Annotated in this window: 16 protein-coding genes and 1 pseudogene; 9 read left to right on the top strand and 8 right to left on the bottom strand. The window is 40.0% G+C overall.

Going from position 1 to position 18,647, the window contains the following annotated elements; translation table 11 throughout:
• The first annotated feature begins 116 nt into the window (after positions 1 to 116).
• Positions 117 to 1,409, top strand: coding sequence for a serine hydrolase (locus tag E6139_RS00480; RefSeq protein ID WP_316401073.1), 1,293 nt, complete (start codon positions 117 to 119; stop codon positions 1,407 to 1,409).
• Between the two features lie 94 nt (positions 1,410 to 1,503).
• Here the strand turns inward: E6139_RS00480 and E6139_RS00485 are convergent.
• A pseudogene (locus tag E6139_RS00485) lies at positions 1,504 to 2,779 on the bottom strand (ISL3 family transposase).
• Positions 2,780 to 2,963: 184 nt separating this feature from the next.
• Positions 2,964 to 3,449: a GyrI-like domain-containing protein gene (locus tag E6139_RS00490; RefSeq protein ID WP_316401074.1), complete on the bottom strand. Its 486-nt coding sequence runs from the start codon at positions 3,447 to 3,449 to the stop codon at positions 2,964 to 2,966.
• A 290-nt stretch (positions 3,450 to 3,739) separates the two neighbouring features.
• Here E6139_RS00490 and E6139_RS00495 point away from each other — a divergent pair, with 290 nt between their 5' ends.
• Positions 3,740 to 4,933: a YdcF family protein gene (locus E6139_RS00495; RefSeq protein WP_316401075.1), complete on the top strand. Its 1,194-nt coding sequence runs from the start codon at positions 3,740 to 3,742 to the stop codon at positions 4,931 to 4,933.
• Between the two features lie 183 nt (positions 4,934 to 5,116).
• Positions 5,117 to 6,736, top strand: coding sequence for a hypothetical protein (locus E6139_RS00500; RefSeq protein WP_316401076.1), 1,620 nt, complete (start codon positions 5,117 to 5,119; stop codon positions 6,734 to 6,736).
• Between the two features lie 49 nt (positions 6,737 to 6,785).
• On the opposite strand, the gene E6139_RS00505 is transcribed toward E6139_RS00500, so the two are convergent.
• Complete coding sequence (locus tag E6139_RS00505) at positions 6,786 to 9,134, bottom strand: ATP-binding cassette domain-containing protein (RefSeq protein ID WP_316401077.1); 2,349 nt, start codon at positions 9,132 to 9,134, stop codon at positions 6,786 to 6,788.
• Positions 9,135 to 9,263: 129 nt separating this feature from the next.
• Between E6139_RS00505 and E6139_RS00510 the strand changes: the two genes are divergently transcribed.
• From E6139_RS00510 to E6139_RS00520, 3 genes are all read left to right on the top strand, one after another.
• Positions 9,264 to 9,938, top strand: a complete 675-nt coding sequence (locus E6139_RS00510) for a response regulator transcription factor (RefSeq protein ID WP_316401078.1) — start codon at positions 9,264 to 9,266, stop codon at positions 9,936 to 9,938.
• Positions 9,935 to 10,984: a HAMP domain-containing sensor histidine kinase gene (locus E6139_RS00515; RefSeq protein WP_316401079.1), complete on the top strand. Its 1,050-nt coding sequence runs from the start codon at positions 9,935 to 9,937 to the stop codon at positions 10,982 to 10,984. The genes E6139_RS00510 and E6139_RS00515 overlap by 4 nt, the downstream gene beginning before the upstream one ends.
• A gap of 86 nt (positions 10,985 to 11,070) precedes the next feature.
• Entirely contained in the window at positions 11,071 to 11,379 is a 309-nt protein-coding gene (locus E6139_RS00520) for a hypothetical protein (protein ID WP_316401080.1), read from the top strand.
• Between the two features lie 48 nt (positions 11,380 to 11,427).
• On the opposite strand, the gene E6139_RS00525 is transcribed toward E6139_RS00520, so the two are convergent.
• Positions 11,428 to 11,745, bottom strand: coding sequence for an AzlD domain-containing protein (locus E6139_RS00525; RefSeq protein WP_316401081.1), 318 nt, complete (start codon positions 11,743 to 11,745; stop codon positions 11,428 to 11,430).
• Entirely contained in the window at positions 11,738 to 12,493 is a 756-nt protein-coding gene (locus E6139_RS00530; RefSeq protein WP_316401082.1) for an AzlC family ABC transporter permease, read from the bottom strand. The genes E6139_RS00525 and E6139_RS00530 overlap by 8 nt, the downstream gene beginning before the upstream one ends.
• 508 nt (positions 12,494 to 13,001) lie before the next feature.
• Between E6139_RS00530 and E6139_RS00535 the strand changes: the two genes are divergently transcribed.
• A complete protein-coding gene (locus E6139_RS00535; RefSeq protein ID WP_316401083.1) occupies positions 13,002 to 13,691 on the top strand; it encodes a YoaK family protein in 690 nt (229 codons plus the stop codon).
• 42 nt (positions 13,692 to 13,733) lie between these two features.
• On the opposite strand, the gene E6139_RS00540 is transcribed toward E6139_RS00535, so the two are convergent.
• From E6139_RS00540 to E6139_RS00550, 3 genes are all read right to left on the bottom strand, one after another.
• Complete coding sequence (locus E6139_RS00540; RefSeq protein ID WP_316401084.1) at positions 13,734 to 14,249, bottom strand: VanZ family protein; 516 nt, start codon at positions 14,247 to 14,249, stop codon at positions 13,734 to 13,736.
• A gap of 26 nt (positions 14,250 to 14,275) precedes the next feature.
• Complete coding sequence (locus E6139_RS00545) at positions 14,276 to 15,091, bottom strand: DUF4097 family beta strand repeat-containing protein (RefSeq protein ID WP_316401085.1); 816 nt, start codon at positions 15,089 to 15,091, stop codon at positions 14,276 to 14,278.
• A gap of 86 nt (positions 15,092 to 15,177) precedes the next feature.
• Complete coding sequence (locus E6139_RS00550) at positions 15,178 to 16,128, bottom strand: aromatic acid exporter family protein (protein ID WP_316401086.1); 951 nt, start codon at positions 16,126 to 16,128, stop codon at positions 15,178 to 15,180.
• A gap of 149 nt (positions 16,129 to 16,277) precedes the next feature.
• Here E6139_RS00550 and E6139_RS00555 point away from each other — a divergent pair, with 149 nt between their 5' ends.
• Positions 16,278 to 16,739 (top strand): DUF441 domain-containing protein, encoded by a 462-nt coding sequence (locus E6139_RS00555; protein ID WP_316401087.1) that lies wholly within the window; start codon positions 16,278 to 16,280, stop codon positions 16,737 to 16,739.
• A gap of 156 nt (positions 16,740 to 16,895) precedes the next feature.
• On the top strand, positions 16,896 to 18,638 hold the full coding sequence (locus E6139_RS00560; protein ID WP_316401088.1) for an ABC1 kinase family protein: 1,743 nt from the start codon (positions 16,896 to 16,898) through the stop codon (positions 18,636 to 18,638).
• The last annotated feature ends 9 nt before the right edge of the window (positions 18,639 to 18,647 follow it).

Genomic DNA, 18,647 nt, shown 5'->3' on the forward strand with positions numbered 1-18,647 from the left:
TTTTCCCAGAGTCTTTTAAAACTAATGAAAAACTCTGGGGTTTTCTTGTATTTTCTTGAATTCACCCCTTGATTTTGCTAAACTTTTAGGGTTAATAGAAATAAAGGAGCCCATCAATGAATAAAAAGAAAAGTTTCCCCCTTGTTTTGGTTGTTTTGGTCCTCTTTTTCCAAAGCCTCATAGCGATCCCCGTCCATGCGGCAGATGAGTTCTCAGTCAATGCGAATGCAGGCTATGCCATTGACGCCGACTCAGGAAAAGTTTTTTTTAACCAAGACGGCGATACTCCCAAAGGCGTAGCATCTATAACTAAAACAATCACGGCATACCTCGTTTTAGATGCAATCAAGCAGCAGAAGATCTCTTGGGAACAAGAAGTACCCATCTCTGAGTACGCTGAAGAATTGAGTATAGTCCCTGAATTATCAAATGTGACTCTAGTTCGTGGACAGAAGTATACGGTCAGGGATCTGTTTGAAGCCATGATCGTTCAATCTGCCAATGCGTGTGCTGTTGCTTTAGCCGAACTTGTTGCCGGCAATGAGCATACTTTTGTCAATCAAATGCGCGAACAGCTCAATAAATGGGAAATCACAGATGCTACTATCATCAACTCTTCGGGATTAAGTAATGTTTATCTAGGTGACCATATTTACCCCGGCACCCAAGAAAACGATGAAAACTTAATGTCTGCAAGAGATGTGGCGATCGTGGCTCAGCATTTGATTAAAGATTTTCCTGAGATTTTAGAAGTTTCGAAGATCAAGGAAAAAACTTTCGCACCTAATTCCAGTCAACCAGGCGAAATCAAGAATTGGAACGTGATGTTGTTCGACGGTCCTAATTACAAAGAAGGCGTTGACGGATTGAAGACGGGAACCACTGATTTAGCCGGGGCATGTTTTGTCGGTACAATCCAAAAAGATGGGCGCCGAGTAATCACGGTGATCCTAAACGCCCTAGATCAGCCAAATGACGAAAATGCCCGATTTGCCGAAACTGGTAAATTAATGGATTACTGCCTGAACAATTGGAGTCAGCAGGATGTGACTACAGCAGGTCAAACTCCATCTGACAAGAAAGAACTAAAAGTGACAGAAGGTAAACAAAAAACGGTTGGTTTGGTCATGGAAAAACCTGTCAAACTTTGGGTACGCAGCGACATGGATCCGAAGAATCTGACAATCAAAACAACATTGGATCAGTCTTTACTAGACAATAATTCGATCATCGCTCCAGTCCATAAAAATGAAAAAATCGGCACTGTTAGTGTTGCACTAGCCCAAGATACATTAGGCTATGTGCAGAAAAATGAAGGTGCGACAGCCGATCTTGTAACGAAAACAGACGTTGAGAAAGCCAGCACCTTTGAATTGATCTGGCAAAAGATCACTGGCTTTTTCGCATAAAAAAACTGGCTCTTCGTCAAATCGTGTTGGTGGAGACAAATCTGAATAAAATTTAGTCCCGTATGCGGCACGTTTTGTGCGCCGCATACTTTTTTTAGTTTTCAAAGATTAATCCTTGTTGTAAGTAAATCCGTGCGCGAAAGTTATAGAAATTACGATAGCCAAAGGCGATTCGTTTGATCAACTTGATTTTATTGTTCAAGCCCTCTGTAACACCGTTGGAAAGCTTCACCTTGAAAGCATTCGTAATCCCTGCCTGATAGCGTTGAAAGACCTTAAACTTCTTTTTAAATGCTTGGGGAAGACTAGGGTTCATCATTTTTAACGTATGACGAAAGCCTGTATTATCCCGCTTCGTAAAGTAATAGCGTAAAAGTTGGACAAATTTATACGCCTTTCGTAATTCTTCGTTGTAGCTTAGGAGTTCATCGATGATCTCTGTTTGGCTGCTCTCTTTTTTGAAAAGCCGATGGTAATGCCGTTTGAGGGGCTCCAGTTTGTCCGAATCCTTAAGTAATAGTTTCCAGTACCGCTTCAGCCGACGGTATTTCTTTTGATCTTTGGAGTTAGAAGTACGAAAGCGATTCATGATTTGAACGCGTAATTGGTTAAAGCTGCGATTAATGTGTTGCACGATATGAAAGCGATCCGTCACTATCTCGGCATTTGGGAACACTTTTTTCAACAGCTGATTATAGCTGGCATTCATATCCATCACGAGGTATTTGACATTCAACCGCGCCTTCCTTGGAAACCGCATGAAATATTGTGTGAGTTTGAATAATCGGCGATCTTCAAGGATCGTGAACAACTTATTGGTCGGTCCCATCCACACAAATAAAACTCATGGCTCCAGCGACGGATTTCATGGATTTAAACTCGTCCATGCATAAAACAGAGGGCAGATATTTTTTATTCGGTTGATAATCTTTGGTCACTTCGCGTAAGATACGCGTGATCGTTCCATCAGAAACAAAGTACTTCTTTGCGATCAATTTTCGTGATTGGTTCTCAAATAATTCCATGAGGATCGCCTGTTTCAGTTCTTTCGTTAGATGATGATGGTCATCGACTAAGTCTGTTTGAGCAGAAAAAGTTGTTCCGCAAGCGTGACACAAGAAACGGCTACGCTTTAGTTCTAAAATAGTCAGCTTTTCTTTGACTTTCAGCATCTGAGAATGGGTTGTATACGACCCATTGTGAATAATCTCTGCAGAACCGCAGTTTTCACATCGGCTAGGTGAAGTCACTAGTTTTCCTTTGATCACTTGGGCTTGGATGCCTTTATAGTTTCTTTCTTCCAGCCAATCATCATCGAAATGTAAGTGTATGTCTGTTAATCCAAGTAGTTTTCTAGTATGATAATCCATTGAGGGGCTCCTTTTGATTGAGTTGGTTTTAGGCGACTAAATTCTATCAAACGGTAGCTCCTTTTTGATTGGATGACAAGAAAAAAGTGTTGGTAGAAAATCGGCTTCGATTTTCCACCAACACAAAATATTATAGAACCAAAAAACTTTCGACTTTGCACGAATGCTAAAGTCGAAAGTTTTTTTATTTTGATTTGAAGGGAAAATACAATTCGACTTCTCCTTCTGCAAAATGCGGCAAGTAATGCTCATGAATGGCACCAGCAAGCTCCAGTTTTTCTAAGGGAAAGATCTCACCCAGCATTAGGTTTGTTGCGTCTTCGATTTTTTCCGCGCTGGCTTTGACAGTCAGATAGCTCATTGGCGGCAACTCCCAGCGAACCCAGCCTTCAGGAGCCTCTGCTTCTGCTGGCACTTGGACTCCGGCTAAATAGCGACCTTCTTTTTGCCACGGCTCTAACCAATGCTCTCCATCGCTCATCAATCCCCATAATTGCAAGTCCTTCATCTCTTGTCCCGCTAAAATACCGATCACTTCTTCAAAATGAGCATTCATCTGATCCCACAACAGTGGTACCCATGACGGTCCCTCTTCTGCTAATCCGCGTCCTTCTTTACCAATTACATAAGTTGTCGGCAAATCAATCCGATCGACTCCTTTGATTTCCATACAAATCCCTCCAAGTTCGTATCAATGAATTAAAGAGTGTTTTTCTTTCGCCTTGTATTGTGCACCGCAAAAATAAAAACGATATTCTTTCTTTCAGTTTACTAATCTTATGAAAGAAAACCAACTGATAGTTCTTAACTGCGCATTTGACCTTTTCTTTGATATACTGACATAGAAATATCGAGCTGTTGAAACAGAAAGCTGCCAGTTTCTCCTTGCTAATTAGGTTCAGTGAAAGGTCGCTTGATCTCGAAAAAATAATACTATCTAAAAACGAAAGGTGTGATGAGATGGACCTACAACGAGATTTTATTGCTCTAGCCATTTATTTTGTCATTTTAATTGGTTTAATGGTTCGCTTCAAGCAAAAACGATTTAGCAAATTTTCACTATGGACAGGAATTTTTTTGATCCTGTATTTTTGTATCTTAGAGATCCAAAATAAAACGTTCTATATTTTAATTCCGCTATTTTTCTTTTTATTATTCAGCTATTTCTATTTCAAAGAAAAATGTCGACTGCGCAACGGCTGGCTGCTCAATCTAGCACTGGTCAGTTTTATGGGATATGTGGCGCTCGTCACAGCTACTGAAGGCTCCTTGATTGGCGCAGGGATTCTTGGGTTATTGGCTGTCTTATTCCTGGTAACAGTTCTGTTCGGTATCTATGCGGCCATTATTTTTTTGATAGGTAACAGTTTTATCGTTTTGCGGCATGAATCCCGCAGACTGCCAAATTTATTAACCCTGATCTTAGGCTTGGCTATTATCGCATTAATCACTCTACAGACCTTTGGACCTCGATTATTACCGGATTGGTCAGTCATTCTTTTATCGGCTCCAACAACAATTGCGATTTATTTCTTTATCGTCTTTTGGAATTTTTTATCGATTTCTTTGCTCTATCAATTCAATCAGCCAAAATATAATCAAGATTATGTAATCGTTTTGGGTGCTGGCTTGACTGGTGGTGAAAAGGTCACTCCCTTATTAGCAAAACGGATTGATCGGGCGATTCAATTTTACCGTAAACAAAGTGAAGAGACCCTATCGCCGCCGCAGCTTTTGATGTCCGGTGGGCAAGGTCCTGATGAAAAAGTCCCAGAAGCTCAAGCGATGCGAGAATACGCCCTAGAGCAAGGGATTCCTGATGAAGATATCATTATGGAGGCCCAGTCTACTAATACATTAGAAAATATGAAGTTCAGCAAAGAGATCATGGAACGTGAAAAACCAGGCGGTTATCACGCTATTTTTACCTCGAACAATTACCATATTTTCAGAGCGGGTATGTATGCTGAAGATGTCGGATTGAAAATCGACGGCATCGGTTCAAAGACTGCTCGTTACTACCTGCCAAACGCTTTTCTAAGAGAATTTATTGCGGTAGCCTTAATGAACAAACGTCTCCACCTTATTATTTGCGGATTAATCACGTTTGGATTTGCAGCTATAGCCGTGATTAATTACTTTTTTGTTGGCTAACAATTTTTTATTCAAAAGACCAGATTTTTTCTGGTCTTTTTTGCTAGTTTCGCTTGAAAAAAGTGGCGTTTGACTATATACTTTATTAACCAATTGCCATTAAATTTTAATATTTTTTTAGTTATCGGCTCTTTTGCACACTGTCCGTCCCCTTCAGTGTTTCCAAAGAAAGGAGCAGAAAAAATGAAAAAATTATTTATTGTTGGCTTGTTCCTGTTGGTTTTAACTGGTTGTTCCAATCAAGTGTCTGAGCATTCTAAAGCAATCGATAAGCTCTTTACTAGTGAAGAAACAGCAAGTTCCTCCAGTTCCTCATCAACTGATACGTCAGAATCAGCTACTACGCCTTCGTCTAGCAGAACGACACCCTCGTCATCACGCAAATATTACATAACCACACCCAGTACGAACACTACCGTATCTCCTGCTGAACGAGAAATGATGACCGATATCCTTAGAGAAAGAGGGATCATCTCAGATTCGACCATTCTACCTGATGCCGTCCTCAAGCAACTTTATAATTCGCAGGGAATCTCCCAACTTGATCCAAAGCTTTGGAAGGCTGTTTTAGCTAAACGTGACTTCAAAGACCTCGATGAACAAATCAAACCACAGTATGAAGAAGCGGACAAAGATCAAAAGAATTATAAATACAAGGTAAATGTTTGGCTGCCAGCCCTTGAAGAGATCGATCCAGAAGAGCTATCGATCAAGATTGATGAGATTGATTACGCGCGCTTAAACTCAGACAGTGGATATTTGATGAATTACTCCAAATCGATTGATGAGGCGGTTGAAAAAAGCTTAATCAAACAATTGGAATCAGACAAGAAAGTAAAAATGAAAAAATTCACCGTCAATGTTACCGTCAAAGATGACAATGAAAAAGTTACTGCAACATTCAACGATGACGGTTTAACTCCGGTCCAGCAAACCGTCAGTAATTCTAAAAACTCTTTTATGACAGATTCAAAAGATCTCGACGCTCACCAGCAAGTAAAACTCCTGAGTAACTTAAAAACGAATTTGAAAAGAGATGTTCCTTCAGCTGTAGCTCCAAAAATTTCCAAGATCACTAAACAAGATGACGATCAATACAAAGTAAAATTGCTGTTGGTAGATAACTTGGAAGAGACTTTGAAAAAAATCAAAGATACAACGAACGAGGAGTATAAAAAAAATAATCCCAATGGACTATTTACTACTGTTCTGGATACCTCAATCCGCACCAAATTGAATCAAAAATTACAAAACGAAAAACTGAAGCACACCATCGAAAAAGAAATCATCGTCAAACCCGAGGGCGATGCCATGAGTCTTCCTCAAACAGGAACCAATGAAGCAAATATTGAAACGAAAAAACAAGTCGATCAAACGATAACGGATATTAAGACCTATGTTCAAGATAACGTCATGAAGAAACCGGAAGAACGGCCGGCAAGTGGTGTTCTCGTGGGTACAAATACGGGGACTCCAGTCGCAATTCACACATTGGCTAGCGCTACGAATGATTATTATGTCAAATTCAATAATACAGACAACACTGACACGATTTTATCAGCCTATATCAGAGGCGGTGAGCAGCTAACAGTCAACTTGCCTCCAGGTACGTATAAATTGCGTTTCTCACGAGGACAAGGAGACAAGTGGTACGGCGCAGTGAATGGTTTTGGTCCGACTGCTCGCAGCTCCCAGTCAAGAAATCCAATCACCGTAGGCAGCGGCGGTTCTTATACTTTACGTTTATACAGTGTAACTGGAGGAAATTTACCGATTGATGGCGTGAATAACGGTACCTTCTAGAAATTGAAAAGGACAGCTTCCCAAACAATTTGAGAAGCTGTCCTGCTTTTTACTCTGCTCGCAATGCGATCGCAGCGTCTTTCTTCGCTGCCATTCTTGCTGGGATATGTCCACCGATCATCGTCAACACTGTTGATACGACGATCAAAATGATTCCGTGAACCGGATTTAATTGTGCAACATTCTTCAAATCAGTCATGTTGTACAAAATCGCGTTGATTGGGAAAGTCGCTAAGTAGGCGATCACCACGCCCAACGTTCCTGAAGCAACACCCAAGATACACGTTTCTGCATCGAATACGCGGGTAATATCTTTCTTCCGTGCCCCTAATGCCTTCAGAACACCAATTTCTTTTGTCCGTTCAATTACTGATGTGTAAGTGATAATACCAATCATAATCATGCTGGTCACTAATGAGATTCCGGCAAAGGCGATCAATACATACGTGATGGCGTCCATCAAACCACCAGTCAACTCAGTCATCGTTCCTGCCAAATCAGTATAGATGATTTTGTCTTCTTTCTTCTTTCCCTTATTGAAATCATCTAAATAGCTTAAGATTTGTTCTTTATCTTTGTAGTTATTTGGATAGATCATGATACTGCTGGGAATACTATCTCCGCCTAAGTAAGCCAACGTACTTTCTTTCGTCGCATCGTCTAATTTTTCGTTCGTCATGACATTATTATCGGTCTCTTTTTGCGCTTTGACGATCTCAGAATTTTCATTGTCCTTAACAATCTTAGAAGTCAATTCATTACTATAAGCAATTCCAGATGCTAAAAGATTCATTGTTGACGATTGTTTTACTCGTAAAATACCGGAAATCCTTAATGTATCATTATTGGCATTGTCGTACATCGCTTTGTAGTCATTATTCGGGATGAAATTACCTGTTGGAATTTTTGAATAATATTCATTGTTGTTGATTAATTTGAATTCAGTACCGACGATTTGATCAAAATCCAGTTTTTCACCGTCTTTGACATCAAAGCCGAGGTTTTTCAATGAGTTAATATTGGTACTGTTGTTCGCATCAACAATCAATACGACGTCTGTATCGGCTTTTGGATACTCGCCGGATAACAGCTTATAGTTGTCTTCTAAAAAGTTGCCAGAATTTTTATCCAGCTGAGTTGGAAATGAAGATACGCCCATTCCTGTCATGCTTGACATCGCGCTCATCATTGAAGGACCGCTGTCCGGTGCTTCATTCGATAGTTTCACTGGTTTTACATCGCCATCTACATCACGCAACAGATTCATACCAACCACACGGGTAAAGCCGATGTTGTTGCTCAGTTTTGGATCAATATCCTCGATGTAATCTACGTACTCTTGATTGATTTTATTTGTATGCTGGGCTTTGTCTTCATCGCTGATTTTTGCGACGACACTATTTTTCGTGTCTTTGGTTGAACCACTGGCTTTTTCTGAACCGAGCGCTCGGTCGCGATTCGCCGTTTGATCGGTTGTGGTTTTCGAAATCGTGATAGGATACTTCGCCATCGTCTCAGCTTGAGTACTATCGATTTGTTTCTGGAATCCACTTGATAAAGAGAGGACGATTCCGATGCTGATAATTCCGATACTTGAGGCAAACGCCGTTAAAAAAGTCCGACCTTTTTTGGTTCGCAGGTTATTGAAGGACAGCTTCAACGCAGTCATGAATTTCATCTTTGTCCGTTTTAGCTGAAATTGTTCGCCTTTCTTCCCTTCAATATGAGGATGTGAATCATCCATGATTCGACCGTCAGAAAATCTGATCGTCCGATCGGCATATTTATTCGCCAATTCAGGATTATGGGTCACCATGATCACTAGCTTTTCTTTAGACAATTCCTGAATCAGGTTCATAATCTGGACGCTGGTCTCCGTATCAAGAGCACCTGTTGGTTCGTCACAGAGCAAAATATCAGGATCATTGGCTAATGCTCGTGCAATCGCCACCCGTTGCATTTGTCCACCAGAAAGCTGATTCGGCTTCTTGTGCATATGATCAGCTAGACCTACTCGGCGCAATGCATCCTCTGCTCGCTGTCTTTTTTCTTCTTTCGCAACACCACTCAAGGTCATCCCAAGTTCCACATTGTCGATGATTCCTAAGTGACTGATTAAATTGTAGCTTTGGAAGACAAACCCGATAGAATTATTTCGATACGCATCCCAATCGGCATCCTTAAAGGTCTTCGTGGATTTCCCATCAATGACCATATCACCAGAATCATAATTATCTAAGCCACCGATGACATTCAGCATCGTTGTCTTACCAGACCCGCTGGCTCCTAGGATCGCGACAAATTCTTGTCTCCGAAATGCGACTGATACACCGTCTAAAGCTTTCGTGGTGGTATCACCCACATGATAATATTTCTTTATGTCTTTTAATTCTAACATTGCGTCACCCTTTTCTTTCTGTTTACATCGTAAAGATAGCATGGCATTATTAACTCAAAATGAACAAAAATTCACACTAGGTTCACAGTGATTTGCTACTATTATTAAGCAAAAAGGAGGGCAACGCAAATGAATCGAATACTTATCGTAGAAGATGATGAAAACTTATCATTACTTTATCAATCTGCATTAAAGAACGAACGCTTCGAAGTATTTCGCGCGATGAACGGCGTAGAGGCCTTAGATATTTTGGACAAGCAATTCATTGATTTGATCATCAGCGATATCATGATGCCAGACATGGATGGCTATGAATTAGCCGAAAGCTTGCGCGAGGCAGATTATGATTTGCCGATTTTATTTATTACTGCGAAGGATTCGTTTGAAGATAAAAAACGCGGCTTTACAATCGGTGTCGATGACTACATGGTAAAACCGATCGATGTGAATGAAATGATTTTACGCGTAGACGCATTATTGCGGCGGGCGCAAATCGTTCACACGAAAGAACTGGTCGTAGGAAATACGCGACTGGATCAGGAAACTTATCAAATCAAGACTTCTGAACAAACCGAAACGCTGCCGCAAAAAGAATTTTTACTACTATATAAACTACTGGCCTACCCCAATAAAATCTTCACGCGTCAACAGTTGATGGATGAAATTTGGGGATTGGACTCCGATACTGATGAACGAACGATTGATGTACATATTAAACGATTGCGGTCGCGCTTAGAAAATAATCCTGATTTTTCGATTGAAACGATTCGCGGATTGGGCTATAAGGCGGTCATCCACTCATGAGAAAAAGATTGTTTTCCCAATTATGGATGTATTTTGTCGGAATCATTTTTTTGATCATGGTCATTGTATTAGGTGTCTTTGTTTCTTTGCTTTTTGTATGCAATCATTTTCAGCTTCTGGAACCGGAACGAGATTCCCATTTTTTCCCTTTAGGAATCATCTTTATGATCAGTTTGATTTTGGGATTGGTTCTTTCATTTTTTGTGGGAAAACGAATCTTGCAGCCGATCGGTGACTTGCGACAAGCCATGAGTAGAGTGGCTAAAGGCGACTTCACGATCCAATTAGATGCACAGGATCAAATAGAGGATGTTGAGGAACTTTACCATGATTTCAATGTCATGGTAAAAGAATTGAGTAGTATTGAAACATTGCGCAATGATTTTGTCTCGACGGTCTCCCATGAATTCAAAACACCGATCGCGACGATCAAAGGTTATGTCCAGCTCTTACAAAATGAAGACTTATCAAAAGAAGAACGACAGGTTTACTTAGAACGCATGCTGGACGGTACTCAACAGCTGACTCATTTGACCGACAATATTTTAAAATTGAGCAAACTGGATAACCAAGGGATCGGATTGGACTTTCAAACCTTCCGCTTGGATGAACAGATTCGTGAAGTGATTCTGTTCTTACAACCAAAATGGGAACAATTAAACTTGTCTTTGGATTTGGATCTACCATGGACAGAGTATTATGGCAATGAGGAGTTTCTTTATCAAGTTTGGCTGAATCTGATGGATAATGCGATTAAATATAGCCAAGAGAACAGCAACATCCACGTGCATTTAAAAAATGAAAAGGACGGACAAACCATTACAATCAGTGACGAAGGTATTGGGATGACAAAAGAAGTTGCTAATCGAATCTTTGATAAGTTCTATCAAAGTGATACCAGCCGTAAAACCAAAGGGAATGGACTTGGCCTGGCCTTGGCAAAACAAATCGTTGAGCTACATCATGGGACAATCAAAGTCAACAGTTCACCTAATAAAGGCAGCAACTTTAAACTTTTTTTGCCAAATAACCCAAAAAATTCATAATTAAATGACGCAAAAAGCAAATTAATTCATCATTAGTTAATATTTATCTTGTAAGCTATGAGTAACTTAAAGAAAGGGTGACTCAAATGATAGAGGAGCAAAAAGTTACTAAATCGGTTTATTTTGTTGAAGAGACGCAAAATATCGAAGGTGCATACGTTGAAGTAAATACACTTTTTGTTGCAGAGAATCAAGAGCAGGCAACCGAAGTCTACGAAAAATTAATCAAAGAACAGCCAAAGAAATCGTTTGGTCTTTTATTGAACGAATATATCATCAATGCAGATGGCGGCTTTTTCCATAATCTTTTGCAATCGTGGAAAAATCTACCAGCTGAATTTTATCGCAAGATGCAGGTCCTTACTTATCGTCCGATCGCTGAGTATCAAAACTAACAATTAAACAGGAAAAAACGAGGCACTCCTTTTCTGAGTGTCTCGTTTTTATAGCATTGATAATAAAAAAACAGCCGCTAAGCCAGTAATAACTGAAATAGCCATTGACCGGGTTTTGTACGCAACTCCGGCTACTAAAAACATCGCGATAATTCTGACATTGCCAATCAAGTCAAAATGATTGCCGCTAATAAACACATCCTTAAATACCAAAGCCGCAAATAATGAGATCGGTACATATTTCATCCAATCACTGAACCACTGCGGTACCTGCCGTTGTGAAAAATACAGCATGGGAAAAAGACGGGGCAAATAGGAAGCGCCAAATAAGCAAAGAATCAGCAGCAGCAAAGAGGTATTACTCATGGTGAACCTCCCCACCAGTCAAATCATAATGATCTGGCCCGTCGTTTTCTGTATGAGCGGTTTTCCAAAAGCGCTCGATCAAATAGCCGGTAAAAGAGGCCAGCAAAGTTGCTAAGATCAAGCCAAAAGTATTTTTGAAGACTAGCATGAAAATAACTGCTAACCCGCCAGAAAACAAACCAGTAGCTAATAACAGACCGTTGCTCAGCTGCATCATAAACATAAAGATAAACATCGCCGTCAAAGCAAAGTGAACCAGTTCCGTATCAACATGGATCACAGAACCAAAAATAGTTCCAAGCACCGTACTACCTGTCCAAGAAGCCATTGAAAACCAGTTGACGTATAGGGCTTTTTTACGATTCCAATCAGGATCGGTGGAGTATTTCAAATAATTCACTGCGTAGTTTTCATCATTCATTGATTGTGAAAACAGTGCGATAAATGATCGTTTTTCTTTTTTAAAAAATTGCGACAAACTGGAACCTAGCAATGCATAGCGCAGTTCCAAGAAGAAAACCATTAGGATGGTGGACACAAATGATGCATGCACACTGATCATCGAGACGACTAAAAATTGCGCGCCTCCAGAAAAAACGAGCATCGAAAGCAAGGCTGTTAATAAGATGTTGAATCCAGCTTTTTGTAAGAGCATTCCACAGGCTAAGCCAACCGGAATATAACTAAAACAAAGCGGCATAACCGCATATAACGCCTCTAACCATGGTGTCCTTTTTTTTACAGACATGGTGAGTTCTCAATTCCCTTCACGTTCACAGGATAAAAAGCATTTTCATTCTAACACATTCTTCCGAAAAAGATAGCACTCCACGAACATCTTAACTCCATGCAAATCAGCTCTCAATCATTCGGAAAACCGAGTGTTGATCTCCATTTCCAATCGTCTTAACGATTGTTTTCGCCGACAATCCGAATTATTTTTTTAATAATAGAAAGAACATCTGCTTTCCACCACAAAAAGAAGGAAAGTCTTAAAATATTCTTATGGAAAATTCATGTACGTTTTCAACTATTCCTGCTTCTCAGTTCCTGTCGAATCCGATCGTCAGCTGAAGCATGCCTTCAGATTCTTCCCAAAAAGCAGTATGAGAATTTCAAGTTTTCGCTGATTAGGTCTCGGTTTGATCAGCTTAGTAGCGGCAATCTATTTATTGTATAAAGAATTACCGTGAAACTGATTATCCATTTTCTGAAAAAATGTGGTAAGATAATCAGCGAAAAGAGTTGAGTAACAAATGGATAATAGTTTTCATGAGAATCGTTCGGTTGGTTTGCTACTGACTTTCATCGGCGGCATGATGGATAGTTATACCTATATTCGTTATGGTGCTTTTGCTTCGGCTCAGACTGGTAATATCATTTTAGCAATCATCCAAGCCTACGAACGGCAATGGAACATGGTTGGAAAAAAAATGCTTTCCACCCTCTTCTTTTTTATTGGTATTCTTTTAGCAAAGTTTATGATTGATTATTTTAAAAAGAAAGAGTTGCACTTTTGGCGATTATTCCTGCTTTACTTTGAGGCAGCGATCTTTTTAGTGATCAGTTTGGATTTCTTACAGCCCCATCCGGCCCTCATTACCATCATGATCGCTTTTACTGCTGCGATTCAATGGGTCTCCTTTGATAAAATCAATGGACTAGCCTACACGAATTTATTTACCACTGGCAATCTAAAAGGCGTAGCAACAAATCTTTATGACTACTTGAGTACAAAGGATCAAGGAGCAAAAACGCGCTTTATTCATTTTCTTTTAGTGGTCACGGCTTTCATTGCGGGTGCAATCGTCTCCGTTTTCTCTTATCGAATGATTGAGACGAAGGCGGTCTTGATCATTGCGGGATTGTTTCTTTATTTGGCACTTTCCGAAACGTTCTTAGTGTGGCGGTTTCAGCGAAATACGAATATCTTGCATAAAAAATAACACTTCAGCATAGTTACTGAAGTGTTTTTCTGTATCTTTATACTAACGGTTCACAAACAATATGAACATGACGAGTCCAAAACATAAAATTCCGAATGCTGTACCTATTCTTACTAGCCATTTATCCAGCTTAGCTTCCGGTACAACAAGCTTCAATCCTTGATAGATCATAAGCCCTACGAATCCACCAGAAAAATTCATTAGTATATCGGTCACATCGGTAGCTCCGATTCCCAAAATGAATTGCATTCCTTCAATAAACAATGAGAGCAACAGGATAAAGGCCAACTTCTTTATGAAGGAAGTGTTTTTTTCTGAGATTCCTAAAATAACGCCCAAGGGTGCAAAAATCAATGCGTTCGAAATGATTTCATTTATAGCAACTTCACCATTCACAATCGTTGAGCCCTGAAAAGGAACAAGGTTGAGAGACCTCATCGGATGTTCTAAACTTGCTGCAATGCTAGAAAAGGAAAGCCTCAATTTAAATAGTAATATCCAAATTAGTATCAGCGAATAGATTACGAGCAGTACTTTGCCAAGTTTTTTATTGACCATTCTTCCTCCTCCTTTAGAGAAATCTGTTACCGGACAAACACGACTTCAATATCTCCATTACTAGTCCTTACTTCCAATTCTTTTGAGCCATCAGCATTATTGCCTAAGCTGTTCGAAGCATTGCTGGTTTTAGAAGTGATTGCGAAATCATCTTTGTCTCCAATGATAGTTCCACTAACTTTAGCGTTGCTGGTAGTTAAGGAAAGTGACTCGGCAGGTTTCAGATTCATCAGATCGATCTTACCGTTCGATGTTTGGAACTCGCCTTCTTTGAAGTTCAAATCTTGCAGGTTCATCTTGCTGTTACTCGTTTCAAATGATCCATCATCGAAAGTCAGATGTGTCAGATCCACTTTACCATTACTGGTTTCAGCATCTACTGTTTCGGCATCCACCTTATTGATTGTCATTTTACTGTTGCTTGTTTCCAAATCCAAATTGTCTAACACAAGGTTTTCTGCGTTGATCTTACCATTTGACGTTTCAACTTGTAAATCTTTCAACTTTGCTTTCGGCACTTCAATCGTCACTCTAGGATTGCGGTTGCCAAAATTGAAGAAACTAAAGTTAAAGCCAATACTTCTTTTACGTTCTAATGTCAACGTATTACTTGTTTGTTTGATATTATATTTAATATCTCTGCTTCTTTTATAATTGATCTTAGTTTGATTTCCAGACACTCCAACGACATCCACCGGCATATTGCGATCATCCACGACTAAGCGCTGTACATTTTTTGTTGTTGTGAATTCTTCATTTCTTATTCGATTATTAAAAAATAAACTGCTCATACATACCAACGCAGCTCCTACTAGAATTAACCCTAAAACTATCTTTTTCATACTTATACCCCTCACCTGATTTTCTTACCTTTATCATAAAGAATTTCTCAACCGTTTACATGGGACAAAAGACTGATTCTTTCTCATTACTTCTTACGAGTAAACCCAGCTTTGATCTCAATAAAATCCTGAAATAATTGAAACAACTGGAAAAGCATCGCGCGTTCTTCGAAAGCTTGACGATTTTCCGGTAATTTCTTTTGCTGATACCGTTGATCTGTTTCGGCAATTTTCGTTAATATCGCTGAGCCATCGTTGTCTTCTGCCAAGGTCTGAGCTGTAAACTCAAACAATTCCCGCAATTCTTGCACGTCTTCTGGTTCTGCATCTAGTCGATTCAATATTTGCAGCATGTCGGATAGAACTTTCAACTGTAAACGACGCATCGCAAAGTATTCAAAATAATAACTATTACCAGAAAAGAAACGATTCTCTTCGAATTCCTGCGCTCGTACCTGTGCTTCACGAACAAAGTCCCGCAAAGATAAGCATTCTTGCCGCAGCTGTTCTTCTTTGGCCGGCTGGTTCAAATAGCTAGACATTTGACCTAGCATTTTTTTCATTGAAACCTCGACAACGGTCTGATCTTCTTGAATTTTTTTCTCCGTGTTCGGCATATAGAGGTTCGCTACTAAAGCACAGCCAACACCGATAATCATCAACAAATACTCATTCATGATCAAACTCAATGGCATCTCCCCTGCTACTAAATAATGGGTGATCAGCACAGAACTAACTGCGACACCATCAGCTAAATCGAACTGGATCGACAACGGGATAAAGCCTAATAAATACAAGCCAAACACAATCGGATGGAAACCCAAAAGTAAAAAACAAAAGGCCGCAATCACTGTTGCTAAGGTTAAAGAAAAAAGTCGATTCAATGCTGTTTTTGCAGTAGAACGCTTCGTATTTGTGACCGTCAAGATGGTTATGATAGCCGCCGAAGCAGCAGATTCCAAGTTTAGACCGCTGGCCAACAACAACGCAACAGGTGCAGCCACTGCGGTTTTAATCGTACGTAATCCTATTTTCATTTGTTTCTCCCTTCCTTTAAAAGCTTACACTAAAGTTGCTTCGGAAAAAAGTCGCAACTTATCGAAATATCTTGTATAGTAAATACGTTGTGGATATCAGGCATATTTTCCGGAAGAAAAATGAATTCATTAATGCGAGGAGTGAGAAGATGGAGAGTTGGCTTTTCTTAGGTGTCATTTTATTGATTGCCTTGATTGCAAAAAATCAAAGTTTAATGATCGCGACACTCGCGATTTTAGTGCTCAAATTAATTCCCCATTCAGATAAATTTTTATCGATCTTAAACAAACAAGGAATCAATTGGGGAGTTACGCTGATATCAGCGACGATCCTAGTCCCGATCGCCACTGGGGATATCGTCCTGAAAGATTTGTTAAATACTTTAAAATCTCCGCTTGGCTGGGTAGCGACACTATGCGGTGTTTTGGTTGCGGTCCTATCTTCTAAAGGGGTCGGACTAATCAATCAGTCACCGGAAGTAACCGTGGCCTTAGTCTTCGGTACGATCATGGGTGTAGTCTTCTTAAAGGGAGTCGCTGCGGGACCTGTGATCGCTGCTGGTATTACTTATTGCATCATGCAGGTCATCCAAGTTGTGACAAATCACTAAAATAAATGAATGCCACCCCTAATTCTCTTCTGAAAAGAATAATTAGGGGTTTGTTTGTATATCGCAAAAATCTCTTGTAAGATAGAAATGAACGTTTGCTGATTCTATTTCTGAATAAAAACATAGTTGACTTAGTGCGAGCTAGGAGGTGTAGCAATGAGAGGTAAATCGAGAGCAGCACGACTGCGTCAAATCGTTAAAATCATCAACCACTATAGCGTTGTAAAAAATATTACTCAACAAAAAAATCCTGAAGAGGTCAGAAAAGCCTTTGAAGAACTTGGCCCCACTTTCATCAAAGTAGGCCAAATGATGTCAGTAAGGACAGACATTTTCACACTGGACTTTACAAAAGAACTGCGCAAGCTGCAGGATGATGTAAAAACGGATGATTTTGAATCAGTTAAAGCTTTGGTTGAAAAAGAGCTGGAGCTGCCGTTGACAGAGATTTTCGAGAGTTTTGATGAGCAACCCTTCGCCTCTGCGTCAATCGCTCAAGCACATCACGCGCGTTTGAAAAATGGTCAGAAAGTCGTGGCAAAGGTCCAACACCCTGGGATCGCTTCTGAAATCGAACTAGATTTGTCCTTGTTCGAAAAGGCGATTCCGATCGCGAATTGGGTACCTGAAAGTAAAGTGATCGATCTCAAAAACATTTTGAAAGAGATTCGGGTGTCGCTAGAAAATGAATTGGATTTTCAAAAGGAACTGGTCTTAGCTGAGGAATTTTATCGTTTGAACAACGAATGGAAAGAAGTTCGGGTACCTAAGATGGAGCCCGCTTACTCTTCTAAAAAAGTCATCATAATGGAATTGATGCCTGGCACGAATTTAAGAGAGCTGATCAATACCGAAGACGACAAGATCGTTCATGGTGAAACGACCTATAAAGATCTGAAAAAGACCATCAGTCAGTTATTAATCGAACACTTTATGAAAGAAGTTTTCGAGGACGGTTTCTTCCATGCCGATCCCCATCCGGGCAATCTTTTATTACAACTGATGAGTGAAGAAGAAAATCGAAGAGATCAGCTATTCAAAACCAAGGAGCGCAAGGGAAAAATCGGTAATATCCCCTATGAGATCACTCTTTCTCGAAATGAACGGCTGCAGCCTTTCAGACTGAACTTTATTGACTTTGGGATGATGGGCACTATCAATCGTGAGATGCAGTCCAAAATGAGCAATACGATCATCGCCATCTACAGCAAAGACAATCAGCGGATCACAAACGCTGTTCACTCGATCTGTAAACAAGTCGGCAGCTTTGATGAAGAAAAATTTACCTACGAGCTGGATGATTTCTTGAATCGCTATTTGAATTTGCCCGTTAAGGAGATTGACCTGCAAAAAGTATTTTCTCAGGTGGTGATCATTTGTCATGATAACAATCTCCAGATCGATGATTCCGTTACGATGCTGATCAAAGCATTCGGTACACTGGAAGGCGTGATCGAGGATCTTAATCCAGATCTATCCCTGTTCGAAGTGGTCGCGCCTTTTGCTCAAAAATACTTCCTGCAACAATTAAATCTCAAGGACGAGCTGCAAGAAACTGGCATGGATTACTTATCTTCATTAAAGGCTCTGCCAAAAATTCCAAGCCGTACACTGAATGTCCTCGATACCTTTGCGAAGGGCAAAGGAAAGTTGAATCTTGAGGTTAAAAACCAGCATAATTTTCTAGAACGGGCAGAAGCAATGGTCAATCGGCTGGTGATTGGCTTGATTCTATCCGCTTTAGTAATTGGTTCTTCGATCTTAGTCCAAACCTCTCCTCAAGGGGATACTTTGATCTCAGACTTGGGCGTCTTTGGCTATTCGGTAGCCGGACTTTCCATCTTGTTTTTAGTCATCGAAAGTCTCTATCGACGTTACCGCAAATGGAAAGAAAAATAATGATTTTTC

Origin of the sequence: Enterococcus sp. (assembly GCF_032555305.1) — a bacterium.
GTDB lineage: Bacteria > Bacillota > Bacilli > Lactobacillales > Enterococcaceae > Enterococcus_A.